Source organism: Frankia sp. Mgl5 (genome assembly GCF_023242985.1).
Classification (GTDB): Bacteria; Actinomycetota; Actinomycetes; order Frankiales; family Frankiaceae; genus Parafrankia; species Parafrankia soli.
Genome location: NZ_JALKFY010000005.1, coordinates 50603 through 75536, shown reverse-complemented (window position 1 = coordinate 75536; position 24934 = coordinate 50603). Strand labels below are relative to the sequence as shown.

20 protein-coding genes and 1 pseudogene are annotated in these 24934 nt (G+C 72.6%); 13 read left to right on the top strand and 8 right to left on the bottom strand.

What is annotated here, in order from left to right; translation table 11 throughout:
- The first annotated feature begins 80 nt into the window (after positions 1-80).
- The 7 genes and pseudogenes from MXD62_RS03910 to MXD62_RS03880 all read left to right on the top strand — a co-directional run bounded on the left by MXD62_RS03910 (position 81) and on the right by MXD62_RS03880 (position 8685).
- On the top strand, positions 81-1226 hold the full coding sequence (locus MXD62_RS03910) for an acetyl-CoA acetyltransferase (protein WP_248828047.1): 1146 nt from the start codon (positions 81-83) through the stop codon (positions 1224-1226).
- Positions 1227-1365: 139 nt separating this feature from the next.
- Positions 1366-2178 carry an ABC transporter ATP-binding protein gene (locus tag MXD62_RS03905; RefSeq protein WP_248828046.1) on the top strand — a complete coding sequence of 271 codons (813 nt, stop codon included), beginning with the start codon at positions 1366-1368 and terminating at the stop codon, positions 2176-2178.
- A gap of 65 nt (positions 2179-2243) precedes the next feature.
- On the top strand, positions 2244-3590 hold the full coding sequence (locus tag MXD62_RS03900) for an ABC transporter substrate-binding protein (RefSeq protein ID WP_248828045.1): 1347 nt from the start codon (positions 2244-2246) through the stop codon (positions 3588-3590).
- Positions 3591-3706: 116 nt separating this feature from the next.
- Positions 3707-6571 carry an ATP-binding cassette domain-containing protein gene (locus MXD62_RS03895; RefSeq protein WP_248828044.1) on the top strand — a complete coding sequence of 955 codons (2865 nt, stop codon included), beginning with the start codon at positions 3707-3709 and terminating at the stop codon, positions 6569-6571.
- A 59-nt stretch (positions 6572-6630) separates the two neighbouring features.
- Entirely contained in the window at positions 6631-7521 is an 891-nt protein-coding gene (locus MXD62_RS03890; RefSeq protein ID WP_248828043.1) for a GntR family transcriptional regulator, read from the top strand.
- 9 nt (positions 7522-7530) lie between these two features.
- Positions 7531-7713, top strand: a pseudogene (locus MXD62_RS03885) (aldehyde dehydrogenase family protein); the annotation flags it as partial.
- A 78-nt stretch (positions 7714-7791) separates the two neighbouring features.
- A complete protein-coding gene (locus tag MXD62_RS03880) occupies positions 7792-8685 on the top strand; it encodes a fumarylacetoacetate hydrolase family protein (RefSeq protein WP_248828042.1) in 894 nt (297 codons plus the stop codon).
- On the opposite strand, the gene MXD62_RS03875 is transcribed toward MXD62_RS03880, so the two are convergent.
- Entirely contained in the window at positions 8675-9958 is a 1284-nt protein-coding gene (locus MXD62_RS03875) for an amidohydrolase family protein (protein WP_248828041.1), read from the bottom strand. The genes MXD62_RS03880 and MXD62_RS03875 overlap by 11 nt on opposite strands.
- Positions 9959-10044: 86 nt before the next feature.
- Between MXD62_RS03875 and MXD62_RS03870 the strand changes: the two genes are divergently transcribed.
- The 3 genes from MXD62_RS03870 to MXD62_RS03860 are packed head-to-tail and all read left to right on the top strand — an operon-like array spanning position 10045 to position 13477.
- Positions 10045-11928: a class I adenylate-forming enzyme family protein gene (locus MXD62_RS03870; RefSeq protein ID WP_248828040.1), complete on the top strand. Its 1884-nt coding sequence runs from the start codon at positions 10045-10047 to the stop codon at positions 11926-11928.
- Complete coding sequence (locus MXD62_RS03865; RefSeq protein WP_248828039.1) at positions 11925-12590, top strand: TetR/AcrR family transcriptional regulator; 666 nt, start codon at positions 11925-11927, stop codon at positions 12588-12590. The genes MXD62_RS03870 and MXD62_RS03865 overlap by 4 nt, the downstream gene beginning before the upstream one ends.
- Positions 12591-12631: 41 nt before the next feature.
- On the top strand, positions 12632-13477 hold the full coding sequence (locus MXD62_RS03860) for an enoyl-CoA hydratase/isomerase family protein (protein WP_248828038.1): 846 nt from the start codon (positions 12632-12634) through the stop codon (positions 13475-13477).
- Here the strand turns inward: MXD62_RS03860 and MXD62_RS03855 are convergent.
- The 4 genes from MXD62_RS03855 to MXD62_RS03840 all read right to left on the bottom strand — a co-directional run bounded on the left by MXD62_RS03855 (position 13474) and on the right by MXD62_RS03840 (position 17830).
- Positions 13474-14280: an enoyl-CoA hydratase-related protein gene (locus MXD62_RS03855; protein WP_248828037.1), complete on the bottom strand. Its 807-nt coding sequence runs from the start codon at positions 14278-14280 to the stop codon at positions 13474-13476. The genes MXD62_RS03860 and MXD62_RS03855 overlap by 4 nt on opposite strands.
- 13 nt (positions 14281-14293) lie before the next feature.
- Positions 14294-14494 (bottom strand): hypothetical protein, encoded by a 201-nt coding sequence (locus tag MXD62_RS03850; protein ID WP_248828036.1) that lies wholly within the window; start codon positions 14492-14494, stop codon positions 14294-14296.
- 188 nt (positions 14495-14682) lie between these two features.
- A complete protein-coding gene (locus tag MXD62_RS03845) occupies positions 14683-16881 on the bottom strand; it encodes an acyl-CoA dehydrogenase (protein ID WP_248828035.1) in 2199 nt (732 codons plus the stop codon).
- A gap of 88 nt (positions 16882-16969) precedes the next feature.
- A complete protein-coding gene (locus tag MXD62_RS03840; RefSeq protein ID WP_248828034.1) occupies positions 16970-17830 on the bottom strand; it encodes an amidohydrolase family protein in 861 nt (286 codons plus the stop codon).
- Between the two features lie 342 nt (positions 17831-18172).
- Between MXD62_RS03840 and MXD62_RS03835 the strand changes: the two genes are divergently transcribed.
- Both MXD62_RS03835 and MXD62_RS03830 read left to right on the top strand, forming a co-directional pair.
- Positions 18173-18856, top strand: coding sequence for a TetR/AcrR family transcriptional regulator (locus MXD62_RS03835; RefSeq protein ID WP_248828033.1), 684 nt, complete (start codon positions 18173-18175; stop codon positions 18854-18856).
- Between the two features lie 212 nt (positions 18857-19068).
- Entirely contained in the window at positions 19069-20238 is a 1170-nt protein-coding gene (locus MXD62_RS03830; RefSeq protein ID WP_248828032.1) for a thiolase family protein, read from the top strand.
- A 57-nt stretch (positions 20239-20295) separates the two neighbouring features.
- Here the strand turns inward: MXD62_RS03830 and MXD62_RS03825 are convergent, their stop codons facing one another.
- Positions 20296-21840, bottom strand: coding sequence for an acyl-CoA synthetase (locus tag MXD62_RS03825; protein ID WP_248828031.1), 1545 nt, complete (start codon positions 21838-21840; stop codon positions 20296-20298).
- Positions 21841-22193: 353 nt separating this feature from the next.
- On the opposite strand from MXD62_RS03825, the gene MXD62_RS03820 reads away from it, so the two are divergent.
- Entirely contained in the window at positions 22194-23012 is an 819-nt protein-coding gene (locus tag MXD62_RS03820; RefSeq protein WP_248828030.1) for a crotonase/enoyl-CoA hydratase family protein, read from the top strand.
- A 96-nt stretch (positions 23013-23108) separates the two neighbouring features.
- On the opposite strand, the gene MXD62_RS03815 is transcribed toward MXD62_RS03820, so the two are convergent.
- The gene (locus tag MXD62_RS03815; RefSeq protein ID WP_248828029.1) at positions 23109-23651 is read right to left on the bottom strand and encodes an ecdysteroid 22-kinase family protein; all 543 of its coding nucleotides are present in this window, start codon (positions 23649-23651) and stop codon (positions 23109-23111) included.
- The gene (locus MXD62_RS03810; protein ID WP_248828119.1) at positions 23648-24721 is read right to left on the bottom strand and encodes a TIGR03857 family LLM class F420-dependent oxidoreductase; all 1074 of its coding nucleotides are present in this window, start codon (positions 24719-24721) and stop codon (positions 23648-23650) included. The genes MXD62_RS03815 and MXD62_RS03810 overlap by 4 nt, the downstream gene beginning before the upstream one ends.
- Positions 24722-24934 lie beyond the last annotated feature (213 nt).

Genomic DNA, 24934 nt, shown 5'->3' with positions numbered 1-24934 from the left:
GGCGGCACCGACCCCGGTGAGGGCACCCCAACCGTTGATCCGATAATATATACAAAGTTCTCTCTACCGGAGGAGTACCTATGACGGGGCAGGTCGCCATCGTCGGCGCGGCGCTGTCGGACTGTGGACGGGTCGACTCGGCGACCCCGTTCGCCCTGCACCACCAGGCGGCGGCAAGGGCGCTCGCCGACGCCGGCCTCAGTCACACCGACGTGGACGGCTTCGCGTCCACCGGGCTGGGCGTCCTCGCGCCGATCGAGGTCGCGGAGTACCTGGGGCTGCGTCCCACCTGGGTCGACTCCACCACCGTGGGCGGCGCGGCCTGGGAGGTCATGCTCGAGCACGCCGTCGACGCGATCCGGGCCGGGACCGCGACGACGGTCCTGCTCGTCTACGGGTCGACGGCGCGGGCCGACCTGAAGAAGCGGCTGCGCACCGCGAACCTCTCGCTGTCGACCCGCGGGCCGAGCCAGTTCGAGGCCCCCTGGGGCCACATGCTGATCGCCAAGTACGCGATGACGGCCCGCCGGCACATGCACGAGTTCGGGACGACGATCGAGCAGCTCGCGAACATCGCGGTCGACACCCGCTTCAACGCGGGTCTCAATCCCGACGCGATGTACCGCGATCCGCTCACCGTCGACGACGTGCTGGCCGCCCCGACGGTCGCGACCCCCTTCACCAGGCTGCACTGCTGCATCCGCAGCGACGGCGGCGGCGCCGTGGTGCTGACCTCGACCGAGCGGGCCGCCGACCTCGCCGGCCGGCCGGTGCGGGTGCTGGGCACCGGGACGGCGACGAACGTGACGACGATGTCCGAGTGGACGGACTTCACCGTCTCGCCGGCGGCGGTGTCCGGGCGGCTCGCCTTCGCCCGCGCCGGGCTCACCCCCGCGGACGTGGACGTCTGCGAGTTCTACGACTCGTTCACCTCGACCGTGCTGCTGACGTTCGAGGCGCTGGGTTTCTGCGGCCGGGGCGAGGCCGGTGGCTACCTGGAGGGCGGGACGATGCGGGTCGGCGGGACGATGCCGACCAACACCGACGGCGGCGGCCTGTCGGCCTGCCATCCGGGGATGCGCGGAATCTTCCTGCTGGTCGAGGCCGTCCGGCAGCTCCGCGGCGAGGCCGCCGGGCGGCAGGTGCCGAACGCTCGGGTGGCGTGCGTGAACGCCACCGGCGGGTGGTTCTCCTCGGCGTCGACGGTTCTGCTGGGCGTCGGGTGAGCCGCGGGGCACGAAAGCGCCACCGGCTCCCGGTCGGCATGTTGCGGAAACGTCCGGGACGCAATTACCATTCGCCACCTAGTTTTGAATATATTATTCAATCTCCCGCCGTCGCCGGGTTCACCGCCTTGGAGGCACCATGTCGACGCCGACGACCACCGCCGAGCCCGCCGCGGTGCCCTCCGCCACCGGGACGACCCCGCTGCTCGCCCTCACCGCGATCAGCAAGCGCTTCGGCGGGGTGCAGGCCCTCACCGACGTCTCGCTGAACGTCGCGCCCGGGACCGTGCACGGGCTGATCGGTCCGAACGGGGCCGGAAAGACGACGCTGTTCGACGTCATCTCCGGCATCACCTCCGCCTCCGACGGGACGGTCCGGTTCGGCGGGGCGGACGTCACCTCGGTGTCCTCGACCGGTCGCGCCCGGCTCGGGATGCGCCGCACGTTCCAGCGGGCACAGGTGTTCAGCTGGCTCTCGGTCGAGGACAACGTGCTCACCGCACTGGAGTGGCGCGGCGGGGGCGGCGGCGTGCTGGCGGACCTGATCGCCGCGCCGACCCGCCGGGCGCTCGAACGCGGCCGCCGCGACCGGGTGGCGGAGGTCCTGGCGTGGTGCGGGCTGGTCGAGCACCGGTCCACCGCCGCCGGGTCGCTGCCGCTGGGCGCGCAGCGCCTGGTCGAGCTGGCCCGCGCGGTCGTCGACCGGCCCCGGCTGCTGCTGCTGGACGAACCGACCTCGGGCCTGGACGCCGCCGAGTCGACCCGCTTCGCCGAGCTGATCACCTCGCTGCGCGGCGAGGGCTGCGCGGTCGTGCTGGTCGAGCACGACGCCGGCTTCGTGATGCGGATGTGCGACCGGATCGCCGTGCTCGACCTGGGCTCGGTGCTCGCCGAGGGAACTCCGGCGGAGATCCAGGCCGACCAGGCCGTGCGCGACGCCTACCTCGGCTGACGAGCGCGCCCTGCCCCCGCGCCGGACGGCCGGTGACCCCAGCAACCCAGCAGAGGAGAGCCTGGATGCGAGCCCCACGATTAGTCGCCGTCCTCGCGGCGTCGACCGCGCTCGCGGTCGGTCTGGCCGCGTGTTCGTCCGACGACACGAACGACGACGCGCCCGCGATCGCCGCCGAGGACGTGAAGGTCGGACCGCCGTCCGGTTGGAGTGACGGCGGCTTCGCCCCGGACCCGGCGAGGCTGAAGTGCGGCCAGACGGCGTCCGACCCGACCCGTGGCGTCACCGACACCGAGATCACGGTGGGCGGACTGGCCTATCTCACCAGCCCGAACGGCAGCTCGATGGCCGGCACCGAGCTCGGCGCGCAGGCCCGGTTCGACCGGGCGAACGAGGAGGGCGGCGTCAACGGCCGCCGGATCAACTACGTCGGCACCCTCGACGACGGCAACGACCCGACCCGCAACAGCGCGCAGGCGAAGGCCCTCGTCGACCAGAAGAAGATCTTCGCCGCGATCCCGGTGATGACGAGCAGCGCCAACTACCTCGACACGTTCTGCTCCGAGACGGTCCCCTTCTTCGGCTGGGGATTCAACCAGGGCTTCTGCGACACGACGCTCGGTTTCGGCATCACCGGATGCCAGTTCCCCGGTGATGGCGTCTCCTCGACGACGTACGGCCTGATGATCCAGGCGATGTTCGGCGGCGACGCGAGCGGGAAGACGACGGCGCTGGTCGGCGTCGACAACGACTCCGCCCGGGCCGGCCTGCGCGAACTGGGCGAGCAGATCCGCTCGGTCGACATCGACACGGTGTACGAGGAGAACCCGATCCCGGTCGCCGGACTCACCGACACCACCGCGGTCGTGAACGCCATCATGACCTCGAACCACGGCGCCCCGCCGGACGTCGTCCTCTACGTCGCGGACTTCAACTCCATCATCAAGCTCACCGAGGCGATGACCGCCGCCGGCTACCAGGGAAAGAACCTCAACCCGGTGGGCTACGACCCCCGGCTCGCGGCGAGCGGTTTCGAGGGCCTGCAGAAGTCCTACACGATCGTCCAGTGGGCGCCGGGCACTGCCACGGACATCCCGGCGGTGAAGCAGCTCGTGGACGACTTCGCGAAGTACGTACCGGACGCCGTCGTCAGCCTGCCGGCGATGGCCGGGTACTGGGCCGCGGACATGTTCGTCAACGCGGCCACCGAGGCCGGCCCCGACCTGACGGTCGACAGCCTGCTGAAGACCCTCAACTCCGACTACTCGTACTACGTGCCGGACGCGGTTCCCGAGACGCGCTGGCCGATCAACCACGCCGTGTCGGCGCCGTGCGCCTCGATCGTGCAGCTCAACGGCACGAAATACGACATCACCAGCAAGCTCGCCTGCGGTTCGCTCATCAGGAAGTAGTCGCCCGGCCGGCCGGTGGGCGGCGATCGCGGACTCCGCGCGGCGGAGCTGACTCCCACCGGCCCACCGGCATCGGCGCCCGGTCCTCCCCGCCGGGCGGCACGTAGGAGGAACACGTGACCGAGTTCTTCAACCTGGTGGTCGCGGGGCTGGTCACCGGCGCTTTGTACGCGATCCTCGCCTCCGGCCTGACCCTGACCTATCAGACGTCCGGCGTTTTCAATTTCGGACAGGGCGGGGTGGCCTTCGCCACCGCGTACCTTTTCTTCCAGCTCAACACCGGCCAGGGCCTGCCGGTCGTTCCCAGTGCGATTCTCTCGGTCTGCGTGTTCGCACCGCTGCTCGGCTGGCTGCTGCACCGGGTGCTGTTCAATCCGCTGCGCGAGGCGCCTATCGCCGCCCGGATGGTGGCGACCCTCGGCCTGCTCATCGCGCTGCCGGCGCTCGGCCTGTGGATCACCGCGGTCCTGCGGGAGAAGGCCGACCTGGACCTGCCGACCATCGAGGACGTCTTCCGCATCCCGGGGCTGGGCCCGAACCCGAAGACGATCTACACCATCGGCGACGGCCTGATCATCGACACCGACCAGATCGCCATGGCCGCGGCCACGGTCTTCGCCGCCGCCCTGCTCTGGTATCTGACGCGACGCACCAGGATCGGCCTGGAGATGCGGGCGGCGGTGAGCCGGCCGACCATCGCGGCGCTGCGCGGCGTCGACCCCGACCGCGCCTCGGCGGTCTCCTGGATCACCTCGTGCGGGCTGGCCGGCCTCGTCGGTGTCCTGCTCGCACCGATGTTCGGGCTGGGCAGCTTCACCTACAACACTCTGCTGTTCATCTCGATCCCGGCCGTGGTGCTCGCCCGGATGACCTCGATCCCGGTGGCGATGGCCGGCGGGTTGCTGCTCGGTGTGGCGCAGAACCTGGTCGCCGGCTACGTCGACCTGGACATCACCGGCTTCCCGACGGCCGTGCCGTTCATCCTGCTGTTCCTGCTGCTGATCTACTTCGGCGCCGAGCGCGGCCGGCGGGCCGGGACGACGCTGGAGGAGAAACCACCGGCCCAGGACCCGACCGAGATCTCGCTGTGGCGCCGCCGGACGCTGTGGGTGGCGGCGACGGTCGGCCTGCTCGCCTACACCGCCTGGGGCGCCACCGACTTCTGGGCCGGGCTGCTCGCGCAGGGTCTCGCGACGGCGATCGTGCTCATGTCGTTCACCGTCGTCACCGGCATCGGCGGGATGGTGAGCCTGGCCCAGGCGGCGTTCGTCCTCTCCGGCGCGTTCACCGCCGGATTCCTGCTCGCCCACGACGTCCCCTTCGGGGTGGCGCTGCTCGCCGGTACCGCCGTCGCCGCGCTCACCGGCGCGGTCGTGGCGCTGCCGACCCGGCGCCTGGGCGGGCTGCCGCTCGCGCTGTCCACGCTCGCGCTCGCCTTCGTCGGCCAGAGCCTGCTGTTCCAGATCCACGACATCTCGAACGGTTCCGGCGGTTGGGCCGTACCGGCTCCTGATCTCGGCCTGGTCGACACGTCCAACCCGCGCTGGCTGGTCGCCTTCCTGCTGGTCCTGGTCGGGATCACCATCTGGCTGGTGCACGCGCTGCGCTCGTCGAGCACCGGCCGCGCGATGCTGGCCGTCCGGTCGACCGACGTCGGCGCCCGTACCAGCGGGATCGCGGTCGGCCGGATGAAGCTCCTCGTCTTCGTCATCTCGGCCGGGATCGCCGGCTTCGGCGGCGTGCTGCTGGCCGCCAGCCGCGGCCGGGTCACCAACACCGACTACGACGTCCTGCTCGGCCTCGTCTGGCTGGCCACGACGGTGACGTTCAGCGTCCGGCGGCCGGCCGGAGCCGTGCTCGCGGGACTGGTGACGGTGCTCGCGCCGCAGGCGCTCGAGAACGTGCCGGCGTCGACCTACTTCATGCAGATCCTGTTCGGTCTCGGTGCCATCGGTCTTGCCCGCGACCCGGACGGCGCGCTGGCCGCGATCGGGCGCGCCACCCGGGAGCAGCGTCGGCGCCGGGCACTGAGGCTCGCCACCGCCCCGGGCCCGGCGGTCACGGAGTCGGCGGCGGAGCCGGCGGTGAGTTCGGTGACGAAGCCTGTAGCGACCACGGCCCCGGCCGGGGCCGGAACTCCGCCCGAGTCCGCGGCGGAGGCAGCCGCGCCGATCTTCCGCGCCGCGGGTCTGCGCGCCGGCTACGGCGAGATCGAAGTACTGCACGGGATCGGCCTGACGATCGCGCCTGGCGAGGCCGTCGCGCTGCTGGGCAGCAACGGAGCCGGCAAGAGCACTCTGTGCGCGGTGGTCGGGGGTCTGCTCCCACCCACCGCCGGCACCATGGAGCTGGCCGGCGAGGACATCACCCGCACCCCGGCACAGCACCGGGAACGCGACGGCGTCTACCTGGCCCCGGAGGGCCGCGGGATCTTCCCCGACCTCTCCGTCGAGGAGAACCTGACCCTCTGGCTGCGCCAGGCCGACGAGCGGGCCGGGGCCTACGACGCCTTCCCGTCGCTGGCCCGGCGCCGCGACCAGCCGGCCGGCTCGCTCTCGGGCGGAGAGCAGCAGATGCTCACCCTCGCCCCGGCTCTCGTCCGCCCGCCGCGCCTGCTCGTGGCGGACGAGCCCTCCCTCGGGCTGGCCCCGCTCGTCATCGACCAGATCTTCGACACGCTGCGCCAACTCCGGGCCCGCGGCACCGCGCTGCTCATCGCCGAGGAGAAGACCCGCGACGCGCTCGCCCTGGCCGACCGGGTCGCCTTCCTCACCGTCGGGCACATCACCTGGGACGGGCCGGCCGCGGACGTCGACTCGGAGCACCTGGCCACCGCCTACCTCGGCATCACCGCCGGCGCGGACACCCCGACCGAACCGGCCCCGGCCCCGGACCGGTCACCGGGGCCGGGGCCGGGGCCGGGGCCGGACACCACACCAGACCGAGGCAGGGGGCCCGATGCTCGGCTTCAATCCCTTTGACATCCTCCCTCCCGTGAACGCGGGGGGATTCCAATGCCGAGGGCATCCCGAACGGGCTGATGGCCCTGGCCCGCTTCCCGGAGCAGGCCGCGCTGCTACGCGCCGAGCCCGGTCGGCCTCGACGTGAGGACGGTCTCCCGGCGTGCGGACGAGCATCCAACCAAAGATTGGATATTTTCTACACGCCGAGAACAATCCGGGACCGCCCACGAAGGAGCGCGAACATCTCTCCCAACCGTCGGACGGCGACCGCCGCCGGCTCGCAGCCCAACCGCGCGGGCACCAAGCGGCCGATCGTCGACCGCAGGAGCAGCGGCAGCCAGGTCGCCGACCACATCCGCGGCCTGATCTTCGCTGGCGCCCTGCGGCAGGGTGACCACGTCCGCCAGGACGAGATCGCCGAGGAGCTCGGCGTCAGCCGCATCCCGGTGCGCGAGGCGATGATCGCGCTGGAGAGCGAGGGCTGGATCGCGATCGAACCGCACCGCGGCGCGTTCGTGCACGGCCTGGACCGGAACTCGGTCATCGACTACTACGCGCTGCTGGGCGAGCTGTACGGGCTGGCGGCCGAACGCGGCACCGAACGCGGTGACGCGGCGGGCGTGGCGGTGCTGGCCGCCGCCGAACGCGCGCTCCAGGCGGCGACGCGGCCCGACGAGCTCCTGCACGCGAACGAGGCCTACCTGCGCCAGATCTTCGCCATGGCCCACTCCCCCCGGCTGTCCTCGTTCTCCCGGCTGATGACCGGCATCATCCCGGGCAACTTCTTCGCCCTCGTGCCCGGGACGATCGAGGTGCAGAAGCGCGGCATCGGTGCCGTGCAGAGCGCGATCAGCGCGGGCGACGGGGCCCGGGCCTCGGCGGAGTTCGTCCACCTGCTGCGCGACCACGGTGACCATGTCGTCGAGCTGCTGCACGCGCGCAACATCCTCTGGTCGCCGGCCGACTGACCGATGACGATCGCCCGCCGGGTGCGCACCGGCTCCGTCAACGTCAACGGCAACGGCAACGGCAACGGCGGCCGGTGCTACGCCCCGGACATGCCGTTCGGCGGGGACCGGCAGAGCGGGATCGGGCGGGAGATGGGCCTGGGCGGCTTCGAGGAGTACCTGGAGACGAAGGTCCCCGCCGTCGGCGCCTGACCGCCCCGCTCCCTGGTGCACAATGCCGGTGGCCGAACCGGTGCGGCCGGTGTCCGAGCTGGGTAGAAGGCGGGTTCGATGCGGTTCGTGGGCTTGCGGGACGGACGGCGCGTCATGGTCGGCCTGGTGCTCGGCGCCGGCGGGGCCGGCACGGCCGGGGACGAGCCGGCCGGGGACGAGCCGCGGCGGGTCGCCCGCCTCACGGAGGTCGACGACTTCTACGCCGACCTCGCCGGCTGGACCACCCAGGCACGCCGGGTCACCACCGGCGAGCACGACCTCGCCGACGTCGAGCTCGTGCCGCCCGTACCGGCCGGGGCGCGGATCCTCGGCATGGGGCTGAACTACCACGCGCACGCCGCGGAGACCGGGCTGGAACCGCCCAGAAAGCCGCCGATCTTCGGCCGGTGGACCGCGTCCCTGGCGGTGGACGGCACCCCGGTCCCCGTCCCGCCGGGCGAGCGGGGCCTGGACTGGGAGGGCGAGCTCGCCGTCATCGTCGGCTCCGGCCTGACGGACGTCGACGAGGACACGGCGATGCGCGGCGTGTTCGGCTACGCGGTGTTCAACGATCTCAGTGCCCGCCGCGCCCAGGGTGCCTCGGCGCAGTGGACGCTGGGCAAGAACGCGGACCGCAGCGGGCCGATGGGGCCGGTCGTGACGGCCGACGAGGTCGGCGACCCGGCGGCGGGCCTACGGCTGGTCACCCGCGTCAACGGCGAGGTCGTGCAGGACGGCGACACCAGCGACATGATCTTCTCGATCGGCCGGATCCTGTCGTTCGTGAGCCGCACCGTGCCCCTCAACCCGGGCGACGTCCTGATCACCGGCACCCCCGCCGGAGTCGGCTACATCCGCAAGCCGCCCCGCTACCTGGTCCCGGGCGACGTCGTCGAGGTGTGGATCGAGCGGGTGGGCACGATCCGCAACCCGATCGTGGACGCGTCCGACGTCCGGTCCGTCAGGCGGTGACCTGCTCCACCAGGGAGCCCAGCTCCACCCCCGTGCCGCTGCGGACGAAGCGGCCGCTGTCGTACGACCTGGTCGAGACGTCCCGGCCCGCCTCCTCCGCCCGCAGCGCGCCGACGGTCGAGCGCTCCCTGGCCCGGTACGCGAACGGGTCGAAGGAGTACCAGCGCATGGCGTTCTCGAAGGACATCCTGTTCAGCTCCGCGTCCGGGACGCCCGCGGCGGCCTCGGCGAGCTCCTCGGCCGCATACGGCCACGACGAGTCGGAGTGCGGGTAGTCGCACTCCCAGGCGATGTTGTCCAGGCCGATCAGGCCGCGCAGCTGGATCCCCACCGGGTCGGCGATGAAGCAGGTCAGGAAGTGCTCCCGGAAGACCTCGCTCGGGAGCCGGCCGCCGAAGTCCTGCCCGGTCCACCGCCGGTGCATGTCATAGGTGCGGTCGACGCGGTCCAGGAAATAGGGGATCCAGCCCGTCCCGCCCTCCGACAGCGCGATCCTGATTCCGGGGAACTTCTTGAGGACCCGCGACCAGAGCAGGTCGGCCGCCGCCTGGCAGATGTTCATCGGCTGTAGCGTGATCATCACGTCGACCGGGGCGTCGGGGGCGGTCACCGACAGCTTCCCGGACGAGCCGAGGTGGATCGACAGGACGACGTCCTCGTCGACGAGGGCCTGCCACAGCGGATCCCAGTGCTCGTCGTGGAAGCTGGGCAGGCCGAGGGCGGCCGGGTTCTCGGTGAACGTGAGCGAATGGCACCCCTTGGCCGCCACCCGCCGGACCTCGGCCGCCGCCAGTTCCGGGTCCCACAGGACGGGCAGCGCCATCGGGATGAAGCGGTCCGGGTAGCTGCCGCACCACTCGTCGAGGTGCCAGTCGTTGTACGCGCGCACGACCGACAGCGCGAGGTCCTTGTCCGCGGCGGCGGCGAACACCCGGGCGCTGAAGCCCGGGAAGGACGGGAAGCACATCGACCCGAGCACCCCACCGGCGCTCATGTCCCTGACCCGCTCGTGGATGTCGTAGCAGCCGGGCCGCATCTCCTCGAAGGCCGTCGGCTCGACGCCGTACTCCTCTTTCGGCCGCCCGGCCACGGCGTTCAGGCCGATGTTGGGGATGACCGCGCCGTTGAACGTCCACACGTCCGAACCGTCGGGCCGCCGGACGACGCGGGGGGCCGCGTCGGCGAACCGGGCGGGGAGCCGGCCCGCGAACAGGTCGGGGGGCTCGATCAGATGGTCGTCGACGCTGATCAGGATGAGGTCTTCCGCTTGCATGCCGGTCTCCGCTCGTGAGGATCACCGGACTCGCGCCGGTCCGTCAGACACGCGAGCCCGAGCCACCAGGTAAGATTGTATTAAATATGCACTCTGCCGCCCAGGGGGCGAACATGCTGCGCTGGCCCGATCTCGACCGCGTCCCACCGGCGCTGCGCCCGGTGCTGCTCGGCCCGGGGGCCCCCTTCGAGCTGGTCCGGGCGAAGGTGCGCGGCGTCGAGATGACGGTCTTCGCGCAGCGGCACCGCGACCTCGTCGCGGTCCTCGCCGAGGCGGCGCGGGACCACCCCGACCGGCCCTACCTCGTGCAGGGTGACCGGACGCTGACCTACGCCGAGGCCGCGCGGAGCGTCCCGGCGCTGGCCGCGGTGCTGCGCCGCCGGCACGGCGTGCGGCCGGGCGACCGGGTCGCCCTCGCCGGCGCGAACAGCCCGGAACACGCGCTGACGATGTGGGCGGTGATCACGCTGGGCGCGGTCGTCGTCGGCCTCAACGCCTGGTGGGCCGCGCCGGAGCTGGCCTACGGGCTCGAACTGACCCAGCCCCACCTGCTGGTCGCGGACGGACCCAGGCTCGCCCGGCTCACCGGGACCCGCGAGCCCACCGGGACCCGGGAACCCACCGGGGCCCGCGAGCCCGCCGGGAGTCACGGGCCGTCCGCGGCCTCGGCCGGCGACATCCCGGCCACGTCGTTCGCCGCGCTGTTCGCGGCCGCCGACGGCCTCCCGGCCGGCCGGTCCACCGGCCCCGGGACGGGCGCCACCGACCTCGGGACGGACGCCGCCGACCTCGACGAGGACGACGCCGTCGCGATCCTGTTCACCAGCGGGACCACCGGACGGCCCAAGGGCGCGCTCATCAGCCACCGCGGACTCATCAACTTCGGGCTGGACACCGCGCTGCGCGGCGCCGTCGAGGTGGTCTCCGGTGCGGCACCGGCCGCGCAGGGCCCCCCGGTCTCGCTGCTCGTCGGGCCCTTCTTCCACATCTCCGGACTCGGGCTGCTGCTGAGCGCGGCGCCCCGGTCCGGGATGACGCTCGTCCTGTCCCCGCCAGGGCGCTGGGACCCGGCCGTCCACCTGGACCTGACCGCCAGGCACGGGGTCAACCAGTGGAGTGGGGTGCCGACCCAGATCCTGCGCCTGCTGGACCATCCGAGCGTCGGCGGTCTCGGCGCGGGCGCCATCCGAACCATCGGCTGCGGCGGCGCGGCGGCTCCACCCGGGCTGTCCCGGGCGGTGGCGCGGCTGATGCCGGGCACCGTCGTCACCAGCGGCTACGGGATGACGGAGACCTGCGGTATCGGGACGGCCGTCAGCGGCCCGCTGCTCGCCGCCCACCCGGGCGCGGCCGGGGTGCCCACGCCGACCACCGAGCTCACGATCCGTGAACCGGACGGCACGGAGATCACCGGCGGCGGGACCGGCGAGATCTGGCTGCGTTCACCGAGCGCCTTCCTGGGCTACTGGCGGGACGAGGCGGCCTCCGGCGACGTGCTCGACCCGGACGGCTGGTACCGGACCGGGGACTTCGGCAGGATCAAGGACGATCTGCTGTACGTGGAGAGCCGCCTGCGCGACCTGATCATTCGCGGTGGGGAGAACATCTACCCGATCGAGATCGAGAACCGGCTGCTCGACCATCCCGACATCGCCGACGCGGCCGTGATCGGGGTGGCGCACCGGGAACTCGGCCAGGAGGTGATGGCCGTCATCGTGCCGCGTGACGGCGCCACGGCCGACGGCGCCACCGTCGACTCCGACGGAGTGCGGCGCTGGGTCGCGGCCGGTCTCGCCCCGTTCAAGGTCCCGGCGCATGTGCGGTTCGTCGCCGCCCTCCCCTACGGCGCCACCGGCAAGGTCCACAAGCTCTCGCTCGAGGAACGCTTCGGCACGGGCGGCGCGCAGGCTCGGCGGGACACGGCCGGCGACCATCCGGTAGCACCCCACGAGGATGCGACGCCGCGTTGACCGCGCGCACCCAACCCGACGGAGCCCGCAGCCGGGCCCACGGCCAGACCCACGGCCAGGTGCGCGGCGCGAGGACACGGCTCACCCGCGAACGCATGCTCGACACCGCCGAGGAGCTGTTCGGCCGGCACGGATACCGGGAGACGAACCTGCGCGAGGTCGCGGACCGCTGCGAGATCTCGGTCGGCGCGCTGTACCTGCACTTCCAGAACAAGGAGGATCTGCTGCGCGGGGTCATCGACCGGCGGGCCATCGTCCTGATGGCCCGGATCCGGTCGTTCGTCGAGGCGCCGGGGCAGGGCCTCGACCTGCTCATCGAGCTGACCCGCGCCGAGGTCGAGTTCTACCGGACCTACGCCGACTTCGGCCGGCTCATCGGACGACTGTTCTCCGACGGCTGCCCCGTCATGCCCCAGCTCGGCGACGACATCGCGCACGGCTACGCGGCGGCGATGCAGCTCGAGGCCGAGCTGATCCGGCGCGGGCAGCGCGACGGCACCATCCGGTCCGGGAACGCCGACTGGCTGGCCCGGCTGCTGGCCGCCATGGTCGGCGCGTACCGGGGTGCCGAGGCGACCCGGGCCGACGGTGAGCCCGGACTGCCCGACATCCAGTTCCTGCAGATGGTCCGCCAGGCGTTCGCGCCGGCGCCCCCCGGCTGACCAGCGAACCGCCCCACCGGCGAACATGGACGGAGACACCGATGACGACGACGGGTGAGCACAACGGCCGGCCGCACCCGGCCGAGAGCGAGGAGCACGCCCGCCTCTCGGAGCGGGACGGCATCCTGACCGTGACGATCGACCGGCAGGCGAAACGGAACGTCATCGGCCCGCGGATCACCGAGACGCTGTGGCGGGCCGCCACGCTCCTCGCCGACCGCGACGACCTGCGCTGCCTGGTGATCACCGCGGTCGGGCCCTACTTCACCGCCGGCATCGACCTCTCCGCCCCGGTCGGCGACCGACCCGGCGACCCGCGGACCGAGCACACCCACCCCGGCTGGAACTTCCGCCGCAACTACCGCAGCCATCATCTGCTCTACGACGAGTTCGAGTCGATCGAGAAGCCGATCGTGCTCGCCGCCCAGGGCATCTGCCTGGGCGCCGGCGTGGAGATGGCGGTGTCCTGCGACTTCCGGTTCTGCACCCCGCAGGCCGAGTTCGGCGTCCCCGAAGTCCACCTCGGCGTGCTCGCGGGCAGCGGCGGCACCAGCCGTCTCACCCGCCTGGTCGGCCCGGTCTGGGGCAAGTGGATGGCGATGGCCGGCCGGCGCGTCGGCGCCGAGCAGGCCCGGCGGATCGGCCTGGTGCACGACGTCTTCCCGGCCGAGACCTTCCTGGACGACGTCCACGCGTTCTGCCGCGACCTGGTCAGCATCCCCGCCGAGGTGCTCGGGGTGGCCAAGCTGGCCATCGACATGTACGCCGACGTCTCGGACCGCACCGCCCAGCGGCACATCGACCGGCTGATCGTCAGCGGGATCATGAACTCGCCCGAGTTCCTCGAGCGCACCGCCCGCTTCAAGCAGGAGAAGCCCGGCGGCTAACGGCGGGCCGGGCGGGCCGCCCGCAGCCGGTCCCGGACGGCGCGCACGTGGTCGGCGAAGCCGGGCCGGTCGACCGACCACTGCTGCGCGGCGAGCTCGAGGGCGACCGCCGTGCCCTCGTCGGTGCCGGCGCCAATCGCCGCGAGCGTCTCCTTGGTGCGTGCCACCAGGTCGCGCTGCCGGCCGGCAGCGCGGCGCGCGAGCGCGCCGGCCCGTTCCAGCAGGTCGGCGTCCGGCACGCAGCGCCAGGCCAGCCCGCACCGGGCCGCCTCCTCGCCGCTGAGCCGGTCACCGCACAGGACGAGCGCGGCGGCACCCTGCCGGCCGACCCGCTGGGCGAGCCGCCAGAGGTGACCGCCGCCGGGATGGATGCCGACGTCGAGGAAACGCGGGTCGAACGACGCCGACCCGGACGCGAGGATCACGTCGCAGGCCAGTGGCAGGTTCACCCCGGCCCCGATCGCGGCCCCGCCGACCGCCGCGATCGTCGGCACCGGCGCGCGCGCGAGCGCGAACATGCCGGCGTAGGTCTCGGCCAGCGGCGCCCGCGGCTCGATCAGGTCGTCGAGGCTCCCGCCGGCGCAGAACACCGGCGGGGCCGCGGCCAGCACGAGCGCGCCAGCGCCGGCGGCGAGCGCCACCGCGACGCCGTCCGCGAGCGCGCGGCTCATCTCGTACGACAGGGCGTTGCGGCGCGCGGGATCGTTCAGGGTGAGGACCGCGAAGCCGTCCACATGTTCGACGGTCACCAGCCCCGCGGGCTGCCGTCCGGGGACGGGCGGCGCAGGGTGGGGCTCGGTCACCGCGGCGGCCTGCTCAGGCGGCACCGGCGTCCGGGCCGGGCGGGCCGTCCGGGCGGCTTCCGGCGGCGGCACCGGTGGCGAGCGCGCGCAGGGCGGCGGTGTCGAGCGGGGCACTGGCCGGGTTCAGCGTCAGCTCGTCCACCCCGAGACCGGGATGCGCCAGCGCGAGTGCGGTGATCTCGGCCAGCGCCACACCGACATCGTCGACCTGCATGAAGTCCGCGGTGACCAGGCCGGCGGCCGCTGCCGGCGGCGGCGATCGCGGCCGCCCGCCCGATGCCGGACGACGCGCCGACGACCAGGATGCGCTGGCCCTTCAGGTCAATGTCGATGCCCATGAGACTCCCAGGCAGATCACGGAATTAGATAAAGCATCAAGTCTGCGGGTGATCCACGGGGGCCTCATCCGCGGGGAAGGTTGAGAATGCGCTCCGCGATGACGTTGAGCTGGATCTCCACGGTGCCGCCGCCGATCAGCTGCGGGGGCACGGTCAGGTAACCCTGGGCGCGCTGCCCGCCGGGGCCGTCCGCGACCGCCGCCGCCGGGCCGAACCACCCCATGGCCCGCGCCGCGATGTCGGACGTGAGCCCGCAGGCGACGACCTTGGCGACGCTGGACTCCGCCCCGGGGCGCAGCCCGGACAGGCTGCGCAGGACCGTGCGCAGCCCCAGCGCCGCCAGCGCGTGCGCCGTGCTGAAGGTGGCCCCGACCTCGCGCAGCACGTCCCGTCCCGCCGCGGCGAGCGCCCCCGAGGCCACCAGGTCGATCAGGTCCGTCGGGATGTGGCGCATCCCGCTGATGCTGACCCGCTCGTTGCCCAGCGTGGTGCGGGCGAGGGCCCAGCCCTGGTTGACCTCGCCGACCAGCCGGTCGTCCGGCACGAGGACCTCGTTGAGGAAGACCTCGTTGAACAGGTATCCGCCGTTGGCCTCGCGCAGCGGGCGGACGTCCACACCGGGGGCGGCCATGTCGACGAGGAAGTACGAGATCCCCCGGTGCTTGGGCGCCTCGGGGTCGGTGCGCGCCAGGCAGATGCCGTACTGCGCCTCGTGCGCGCTCGACGTCCACACCTTCTGGCCGGTCAGCAGCCAGCCGCCCGCGACCCGGCGGGCCCGGGTGGACAGCGACGCCAGGTCCGAGCCCGCGCCCGGTTCGCTGAACAGCTGGCACCACACGATCTCGCCGCGCAGGGTGGCCGGGACGAAGAACTCCTTCTGCTCCTCGGAGCCGGACGCGAGGATGGTCGGCAGCGCCCAGTCCCCCACGATCAGCCGCGGCTGCTCCACTCCCGAGCGCTCGTACTCCTGCGCGATCACGAGCTGCTCGATCGGGGTGGCCCCGATGCCGTACGGCTTCGGGTAGTGCGGCATCACCAGCCCCTCGGCGGCGAGCCGCTCGCGGCGGGCCGGGCCCTCGGCCGGCAGCGCGGCCACCTCGTCGAGCACACCGGCGACCCGCGCCCGGAAGGCCGGGTCCGCGGCGGAGAGGTCGACGCCGAAGTCGCGCGCGGTGACCCGGACCAGCTCGCCCACCCGGTACTCCCAGTCGCTGACCGGCCCGAGCAGGTTCTCCAGCGTCATCGCCCGCCGCCAGTACAGATGCGCGTCGTGCTCCCAGGTGTACCCGATGCCGCCGAGCAGGGTGATCGTCGCCAGGCCGATCCCGGTCGCCGTCGGCAGGCAGGCCACGGCCGCGCCGGCCGCGGCGAGGGCGAGTTGCTCCTCACCCTGTTCCAGCGACCGCGCGGCGTCCCACGCCGACGCGGACATCATCTCCATGTCGATGAACATCCGGGCGCACTTGTGCTTGATCGCCTGGAACGATCCGACCGGACGTCCGAACTGCTCCCGTACCTTGACGTAGGCCACGCCCGTGTCGAGGCACCACCGGGCGAGCCCCACCGCCTCCGCGGCGAACAGCACCGCCGCCACGGCCCGTACCTGGTCCGTCCCGACTCCGACGACCTGGGCGGGACGGGCGACGACGTCGGTGAGGGTGACGACGCCGACCGCGCGCGTATGGTCCACGGGCGCGCCCACCGCGACCTCGACGCCGGGCCCCGGCTCCACGACGAACCAGAGGTCGCCGGACTCGGGTGTGGTGGCGCCCACGAGCAGCAGCGCCGCGCCGGGGGCGCCGAGGACCGGCAGCGTCGAGCCGCTGACCAGGTACTCGCCGTCGGCCAGCGGGGTCGCCGCCAGCCCGGCCACCGTCAGCGCGGTGGCGCCCGTGGCCCCGGCGGCGAGTCCCGGCAGGTGCCGCTTGCGCGTGCCGTCGTCGCCGTAGCGGGCCAGCACCGCGCTGGTCAGCGCGCTGGGCAGCAGCGGTCCCGGCAGCAGGCCGCGGGCGGCCTCCTCGACCACGACAGACAGCGCCACCGGTCCGGCGCCGCCGCCGCCGAACTCCTCCGGCAGGTGCAGGGAGGTCAGGCCCTGTTCGACGATCCCCGGCCACACGACCCTCTGCCAGTAGTCGGGCGCGGCGCCCGCGGCCCAGTCAGGCATGCCGGCACGCACCGCCTCCGACGGCGCGTGCCGGGCCACGAACCCGCGGACCGAGTCGGCGAGCGCCGCATGGTCGGTGTCGAGACCGATGGACACGTCGATGTCTCCTCGCTGCCGTGGATCGCTCAGGTCTGCCGGTCGTCAGGGCGGCCCGTCGTCAGGGTGCTTCACTCGTCCAGGCGCTTCACTCGTCGAGGCGCAGCACGCGGCGGGCGTTCTCGTGCAGGAACCTCGACCAGACGTGGTCCCGGAACGGGACGTCCTGCATGTCCTTCATGATCCGGTCGAGGGTGAGCCCCATCGGGAAGTAGCCGCCGTAGATGACTTTGTCCGCGCCGCGGGTGTTGGCGAACTCGACGATCTCGCGGGGGTAGTACCGGGGCGCGAACGCCGACGTCGAGTAGTACAGGTTGGGCCACTTGAGCAGCAGCTTCACCGCCAGGTCGGTCCACGGCTCACAGCCGTGCCGGGTGACGAGGACCAGGTCGGGGAAGTCGAACATCACCTGGTCGATCAGCTCGACCTTCTGCGGGGCGAACGGCAGCCGCGGGCCGGGAACGCCTGCGCACACGAAGATGGGAATCCCCAGTTCCACGCACTTGGCATAGATCGGGTACATCTTCGCGTCGTCGATCGCGACCTGCGGGAAGGTACCCGCCGGGAAGACGTCGGCCGCCCGCACCCCGTAGGTCTCGTAGTCCTCGACGAGACCGCGGACGCTGCCCATGACGTCGGACGGGTTACCGATCGACGTGCTCGCGACGAACCTGTCCGGGAACTTCCGCAGGGCGAGCCGCGCCGCGCCGCCGCGGCAGCCGACGAGACCCTTCTCGATGTTGAACCGGTCCATCTCGTGCAGGGTCACGCTGACCGGGTCGTCGGTCGGGAGGTCGTGCGGAACGCTTCTGAACATGTACTCGGCCGGGAACTCGAAGGACTTCGACGAGTCCTTGAGCTGCCGGCGGATGAAGTCGTACTGCGACGAGTCCGGCGTGGGGAACGAGATCATCGTGTCGATGACGGGAGTTCCCAGCGGGAACGACATCGCGGATCCCTTCGACGTCGGCGGGAGATGCCCTGCGGTCATTCCCACCGCCGGCCAGGACTTCGGCTCACGCCCGGGCGGGCGGGGACGCGCCGGCCCGGAAACATCACGGGGGCCGCCAGGAGGATCCGGCGCGCCCTCCGGACTTCACGCAACCTGTTGTAGCATATAAACGGTCGGGGTGGCGACCGGACGAGCTTCCGCCCCCGCCCAGGCGCGGGTCCGTCGACGGCTCCGACCTGGCAGGCGCCCGGATAGGATCCCCACGGCGGCCGATCACCCCACCCACCCGGCGCGGGCGCGCCGGGCGTGCCGCGGGTGTGCCGGGCAGGCGGAGTGGACATGGCGGAGACGGGGTTCGACACAGAAGGCGACCGACGCGCGGAGGCACGGCGCGGCCGGGGCCGGCCTCGCGGCCTGACCGAGCGCGTCCGCCGGGACGTCTTCGCCGCTGTCCGCTCCCAGCTCGGCAGCGTCGGCTACGAGGCGCTGCGCATCGAGGACGTCGCCACGGCCGCGGGAGTTCACAAGACCACGCTCTACCGGCAGTGGGCCAGCAAGGCGGACCTCGTCCGGGACGTGCTCGTCGCCGCGGAGTCGGCGGCGCTGCCGCGCCCGGACGAGGGCAGCTGGGACCAGGACCTCGACAAGCTCTGCGAGGGCCTGCTCAAGGTCTTCAACCACCCCACCACCCTGGCCCTGCTCAAGACCCGGGTGACCGCGAACGACGACCGGCTGCGCGCGGGCCTGCAGGAATCCGCCCGGCGCGACATGACCTTCGTCCTCACCCCGTTCCGGCGCGCGGTCGAGCGGGGCGAGATCGATCCCGGGGCCGACGTCTCCATGCTCGCCGAGTGCATGCTCTCCACCCTGATCACCCGCGTGTGCGTGATCAACGAGCCGGTCGACGAGGAGTTCATGCGCCGACTGGCAACCATGATCAGAGCCGCGGCCGGCGTCGGACCCGCTGCCGGGAAGACCACCCGCCCGACGGACGGCAGGGCGGACAACCGGCCACCCAGCTAGGCACGCACACCCAGATGCATCAATCTGTTGCGTAAATTCTCGGGTCGGCGGTAGCGTGCGGGGAGATCAGCCGCCCGCCGCGGAGCGCGGAGGTCATCCGGATCGACGCCGGCACCCGCTTCCACCCCGAACAGCCCGCGCGCCGCGCGGCCCCGGGTCGCCCGGCGGCGCGGGGCCGCGCGGCGTGGGGCCACCGTCGCCAGGAGATGGTCATGATCGACGCAGTCATCGTCTCGACCGCGCGCACCGCGATCGGACGCGCCCGCAAGGGCACCCTCGTCGGGCTGGACGCCTTCGACCTCGCCGAGGCCGTCGTCCCCGCCGCGCTGGAACGCGCCGGGGTACCCGCCGGCGACGTGGACGACCTGATCCTCGCCGAGGCCTACCAGGGCGGCGGGGTGATCGCCCGCAACGTCGCCGTCCGCCTCGGGCTGCACGACGTCTCCGGCCTGGCCGCGAACCGGCACTGCGCGGGCGGGCTGTCAGCGGTGGCTGTCGCCGCCGCCGGCATCCGCGCGGGTATGGAGCACGTGGTCGTCGCGGGCGGCACCGAGAGCCTCAGTAACCAGATCCTGGGCTCGAAACGGGACGGCGAGGGCACCTACCGGACATGGATGTCGGCCCCGCACCCGGAGACCCCGCAGGCGCCCGCGTTCGACATGGCGATCACCGTCGGCGAGAACACCGCGCGCGCGGCGGGGCTGACCCGGCACGACGTCGACGAGTGGACGGTCTACACCCAGGACCGGGCGCTGGCGTCCATCGACTCCGGCGCGTTCGTCGAGGAGATCGTCCCGCTCGACGTCGTCCGTCCTGACGGGACGAAGATCCGCTTTGACACCGACGAGCACCCGCGCCGCGGCACCACCCTCGAGAAGCTCGCCGCGCTCCCCCTGCTGCGCCCCGACCATCCGGGCGCGACCGTGACCGCCGCCAACTCGGCCGGCCTCAACGACGCCGCGGCCGCGCTGACCCTGACCAGCGACGCCTATGCCGCCACGCACGGGCTCACTGCACTGGCCAGCGTCCGGGCCTGGGCGACGGCCGGCATCGACCCGGCCCTGACGGGCCTGGCACCGACCCGCGCCATCCCCAAGGCGCTGGACCGGGCCGGTCTCACGATCGGCGACGTCGACCTCTTCGAGATCAACGAGGCCTTCTGCTCGGTACCGGTCGCGGCCGTCCGATCGCTGGGGATCGATCCCGGGATCGTCAACGTCAACGGCAGTGGCGCCAGTCTCGGCCACCCGATCGCCGCCACCGGCGCCAGGATGGTCGTCACCATGGTCAACGAACTGCGCCGCCGGGGCGGATCGCTCGGCTGCGTCGCCATGTGCGCCGGCGGCGGCATGGGAGCCGCAATGATCATCGAGGTCGTCTGACGAACCTCCCGCCTGGCCGCCCGATCCCCGCCAGCGCCGGGGATCGGGCGGCGGCGGTCAGTCTGCCGCTGTCAGGTACTCCGATCGCAGCGCCCCCTTGGCGAGCTTCCCGGTGGGCATCCGCGGCAGCTCGGCGCGGAACACGACCACCCGGGGCACCTTGTAGCCGGCGAGCTGCCCGCGCAGGTGTGAGCGCAGGTCCTCGGCGAGCTCGGGCGAACCGTCCACGCCGTCGGCGGGCTGCACCACCGCGTGCACGTACTCGCCCATCTCCGGGTCCGGCAGGCCGAACACCGCCACGTCCGCGACGAGCGGGTGCATGACCAGCGCCGCCTCGATCTCCGCGGGGTAGATGTTGACGCCCCCCGAGATGATCGTGAAACTCTTCCGGTCGGTCAGGTACAGGTAGCCGTCCGGGTCGAGGTAGCCCATGTCGCCGCAGGTCGTCCAGTTCGGGTGGAGCGGGTGCCGGCTCTCGCGGGTCTTCTCCGGGTCGCGGTGGTACTCGAACGGCGCCTCGTCCCGCTCGAAATAGAGCAGCCCGGCCTCCCCCGGCCCCAGCTCCCGACCCTCGTCGTCGCAGATGTGCGGGATGCCGACCAGGGGCCGGCCCACCGATCCGGGGTGCGCCAGCCAGTCGGCGGCGCCGATGTAGGTCAGCCCGCAGCCCTCGGTGCCGGCGTAGTACTCGTCGACGATCGGGCCCAGCCAGTCGATCATCCGCCGCTTGACCTCCACGGGGCACGGCCCGGCGGCGTGCACCACACACCGCAGTGTCGAGAGGTCGTACTTCGCGCGGACGTCCGCAGGCAGCTTCAGGAGCCGGACGAGCATGGTCGGCACAACCTGCACATGGGTCACCCGGTGCCGCTCGACGACGGCCAGCATGCCCTCGGCGTCGAACTTCTCCATGATGACCAGCGTTCCACCCAGCTCGTGCACGCCGGCCGACCACTGCAGGCCGGCCGCGTGGTACAGCGGCGTCGGGCAGAGATAGACGCTCTCGGCGTCCATCCGGAACAGCAGCCGCTCCATCATGGAGACGCCCCCGCCGGACGGAGCGTCGACCGGGTCGCCGCTCAGCCGGCGCCGGATGCCCTTCGGCCGGCCCGTCGTCCCCGACGAGTACAGCATCATCTCGCCCCGCGGCTGGCGCGCGAGCGGCTCGGCGCTGTGGCCGGCGACGGTGCTCTCGTAGGGCTCGAAGCCCTCCTCGACGCCGTCCATCATCAGCCGCGTGGCGGCACCGGGCAGCTCGGCGACGATCCCCTTCGCCAGCTCCGCGAACCGCTTCGTGGTCACCAGCGCCCCGGCCTCGGAGTCGTTCACCAGGTAGGCGGCCTCGCTCGGCGCGAGATGCCAGTTCACCGCCGTCAGGTAGCGCCCCGACCGCAGCACGGCCCAGACGACCTCGAAGTAGCGCGGGTGGTTCTCCGCCACGATCGCGACCGTCTCCCCCGGCCCGACGCCGCGTTCGTCGAGCAGGCGGGCGAGGCGGACGGAGCGCTCGTCGAGCTCGCGATAGCTGACCCGCTCACCCGAGACGGCCATGACAACGGCGGCCCTGTCGGGATGCGTGGCGGCGTGCGTACCCGGATACATCGTCGGGACCTCCAACGTCTGGGACCTGAGTCGGCACCGCCGCGCGGGGAACAGCGCGGGAAAGGCGCGGGAAAGGCGCAAGGCATGAGGCAGCGGAAGTGCGCCAGAAGCCGGAGAGCCACGGGAGGCGGGCGGGCTTCCTCAGGCGCCGCGCCAGGCCTCGGGTCTCTCGACGCCTCCGCCGGGAAACCGCTGGGACACCGCGACCGTAACGACTCCGACCGGTAATCCGCAACAGATGGTAGCCTAAATTCGCCGGCGCGAGAAGGTCCCGCATCGCCCGACGAGCTCCCCTCCGGCCGGCCCAGCCCACCTCCCGCGGCGAAGGCCCGCGCACCGATTCGGAGCGAACCATGTCCCAGGTTCTGGCAGAACAGGTTCTGGTGGAGCAGGACGGCCCCGTCCTGACGATCACGCTCAACCGACCGCGTCGGCGCAACGCGCTCACCCTCACCTCGCTCCGGCTGCTCGCCGACGCCTGGGTCCGGGCGGACGAGGAGCCCGACGTCCGCGTGATCGTCGTGACCGGTGCCGGCGGGACGTTCTGCTCCGGCATGGACCTGCGCGCGATGGCCGGCGACTCCGACGAGCGTGAGGAGGACCGGGCGGAGACCGGGCGGCGCTTCGCCGCCGATCCCGACCTCGCGTACAAGGGCCTGCTGAAGACCTCCCGGCCACGCAAGCCGGTCGTCGCGGCCGTCGAGGGGAGCGCGATCGCCGGCGGCGCGGAGCTGTTGCTGGCCACCGACATCAGGGTCGCTGCCGAGGACGCCAGGTTCGGGCTCTCGGAGGTGCGCTGGTCGCTCTACCCCAACGGCGGCGGGGTGGTCCGGCTCCCCCGGCAGGTTCCCTACACTGTCGCCGCGGACCTGCTCCTGACCGGCCGGCACATGAGCGCGCCCGAGGCGCTGCGCACCGGTCTGGTCGGCCACGTCGTCCCCGCCGGCGAGACCCTCACGAAGGCACTCGAGATCGCGGGGGTGATCGCCCAGAACGGCCCGCTGGCCGTGGAGGCCGTCCTGCGGACCCTCCGGGAGACCGCGGGGCTGTCGGAGAGCGAGGCCTTCGCGCACGAGAAGCCGTACGCCGAGGCGGTGTTCCGGTCCGAGGACGCCAAGGAGGGCCCGCTGGCCTTCGCGCAGAAGCGCCCCGCGGTGTTCCAGCGACGCTGACCTCACGTCCCGTCCCGTCCGGCGCACCACGAGGCCGCGCCGCCGGGACGGGGCCGCCGGTCAGAACTTCTCCGCCGGCCACGACTTCTCCGCCGGTCACGAGTTCTCCACCAGGTCGAGTGACCCGAGGTCGCGGATCGCGGCGCAGCAGCCCCGCGCCATCGACAGGAACATCCGGTCCGAGTCCGCCGAGCGCAACGCGGTGGCGTACATGCAGCCGAGCACCGTGATCAGCGGTCCGTGCAGCATGCCGCGCCGGTAGTCGGCGAAGCACTCCCGCGCCGAGTAGCCGCGCACGCCCAGCTCGACGAGCCGGCCGTGGTAGGCGGAGACGATCGGGACCTCCTCGGCCCGGCGCAGGCTTGGCGGCAGCGCCGTGGCTAGGAAGTAGGCGAGGTCCCGCGCCGGCAGCCCGATGATGATCGTCTGCCAGTCGACGGCGCAGACCCCGGAGCCGTCCGGCGGGAACATCAGGTTGTCCAGCCGGTAGTCCCCGTGGACGAGCGAGTACGGCGACTGGCAGCGGCTCTCCCACCGGCAGGTCAGCGCGGCGTCGACGACGTGCGCCGGGTCGCCGATCGCCGGGATGTCCGCACCCTCGCCGGGAGCGCGCCGGTTCCCCGGGTCGGGGATGCTCACGCCGACCGGCCCGGGTTCGCGGGCAGCGCGGGCAGCGCGGGCGGTCTGATCTTCCGATAGGCCGCCACCACGGGGGCGAGCTCGGCGGGCGTCGCCCCGTGCATGATCACTCCGGTCACCCCCAGGTCGAACTGGGCCGCGACGGCGGCGGCGCACCGCTCGGGGCTGCCGGTCGCGCTGGTCGCCAGCCACTCGGGCGGGATGAGCGTGGCGATGTGCTCGAGCTGCGCCGTCGTCGCCTTGGCGTCGATCCCGCCCCTGACGGCCCCCACCACCTCGTCGGCCCGGAACCGGGCGAGCACCGCCGGGTCCCAGCCGTTGACCCGGACCAGCAGGTCGCCGTACCCCTGCAGGTAGGAGCCGAGCCGCCCGACGGTCTTGAGTAACCGGAGGTCCTCGGGAACCTCGTCCGAGACGGTGGCGAGCACCGACCAGACCCGCACACTCGCCGGATCGCGACCGGCCGCCTTCGCACCGCGTGCGACGGCCTCCAGCGCGGCCGCGACGGCGGCGTCCGAGTAGAAGGTGTGCAGGATGACGCCGTCCATGCACCGACCGGCCAGCTCCAGCGAGCGCGGCCCGAGCGCGGCGAGCATCACCGGGATGTCCTCGTCGAAGTCGGCGTCCTGGTGCAGGTACGGGTAGGTGCCGGCCGGCCCGTCGTGCCCGAGCACCATCTCGCCGCGCCACAGCCGGCGCATCAGCCCGACGAAGTCCTCGAGCTGCGCGCTGGTGACCGGGGCGAGGCCGAACGCGGTGAACAGCCGGTCGAAGCCGCGGCCGAGCCCGAGAGCGAACCTGCCCCCGGTCAGCCGGTGCGCGGTGCTGGCGACGGTGGCGGTGACGATGGGGTGCCGGGTGTTGTGGTTCGTCGCCCCGGTGGCGATCCCGATCGACTCACTGACCGCGCCGGCCGCCCCGACGAGCGTGGCCGCGTCCTTGGTGCTGAACCTTTCGGACACGAACGTCGCGCCCAGACCGAGGTCCTCGGCGGCGCGCACCTCGTCGACCAGGTCGCGCGGGTTGGAGCTGTGTCCCGCGAGAGCGTAGAAACCCAGCTCGGTCAGCATGTCGGCCTGCCTGCGCGCCGTCACCTCGTACCTCCCTCGACCTGCTCGGTCGCCGACGAGATGACCTCGATCAGGTCCGGCCCAGCGGGCGGTTGCCATCGCCCGTCGATGAACAGCCCCACACGCGCGCTCACCACGTTCCTCCCGAACACCTGGCCGTGCCGTGGACATTCGCCGGCCCGTGGGCACTGGTCGTGCCGCGGGCCCGGTGAC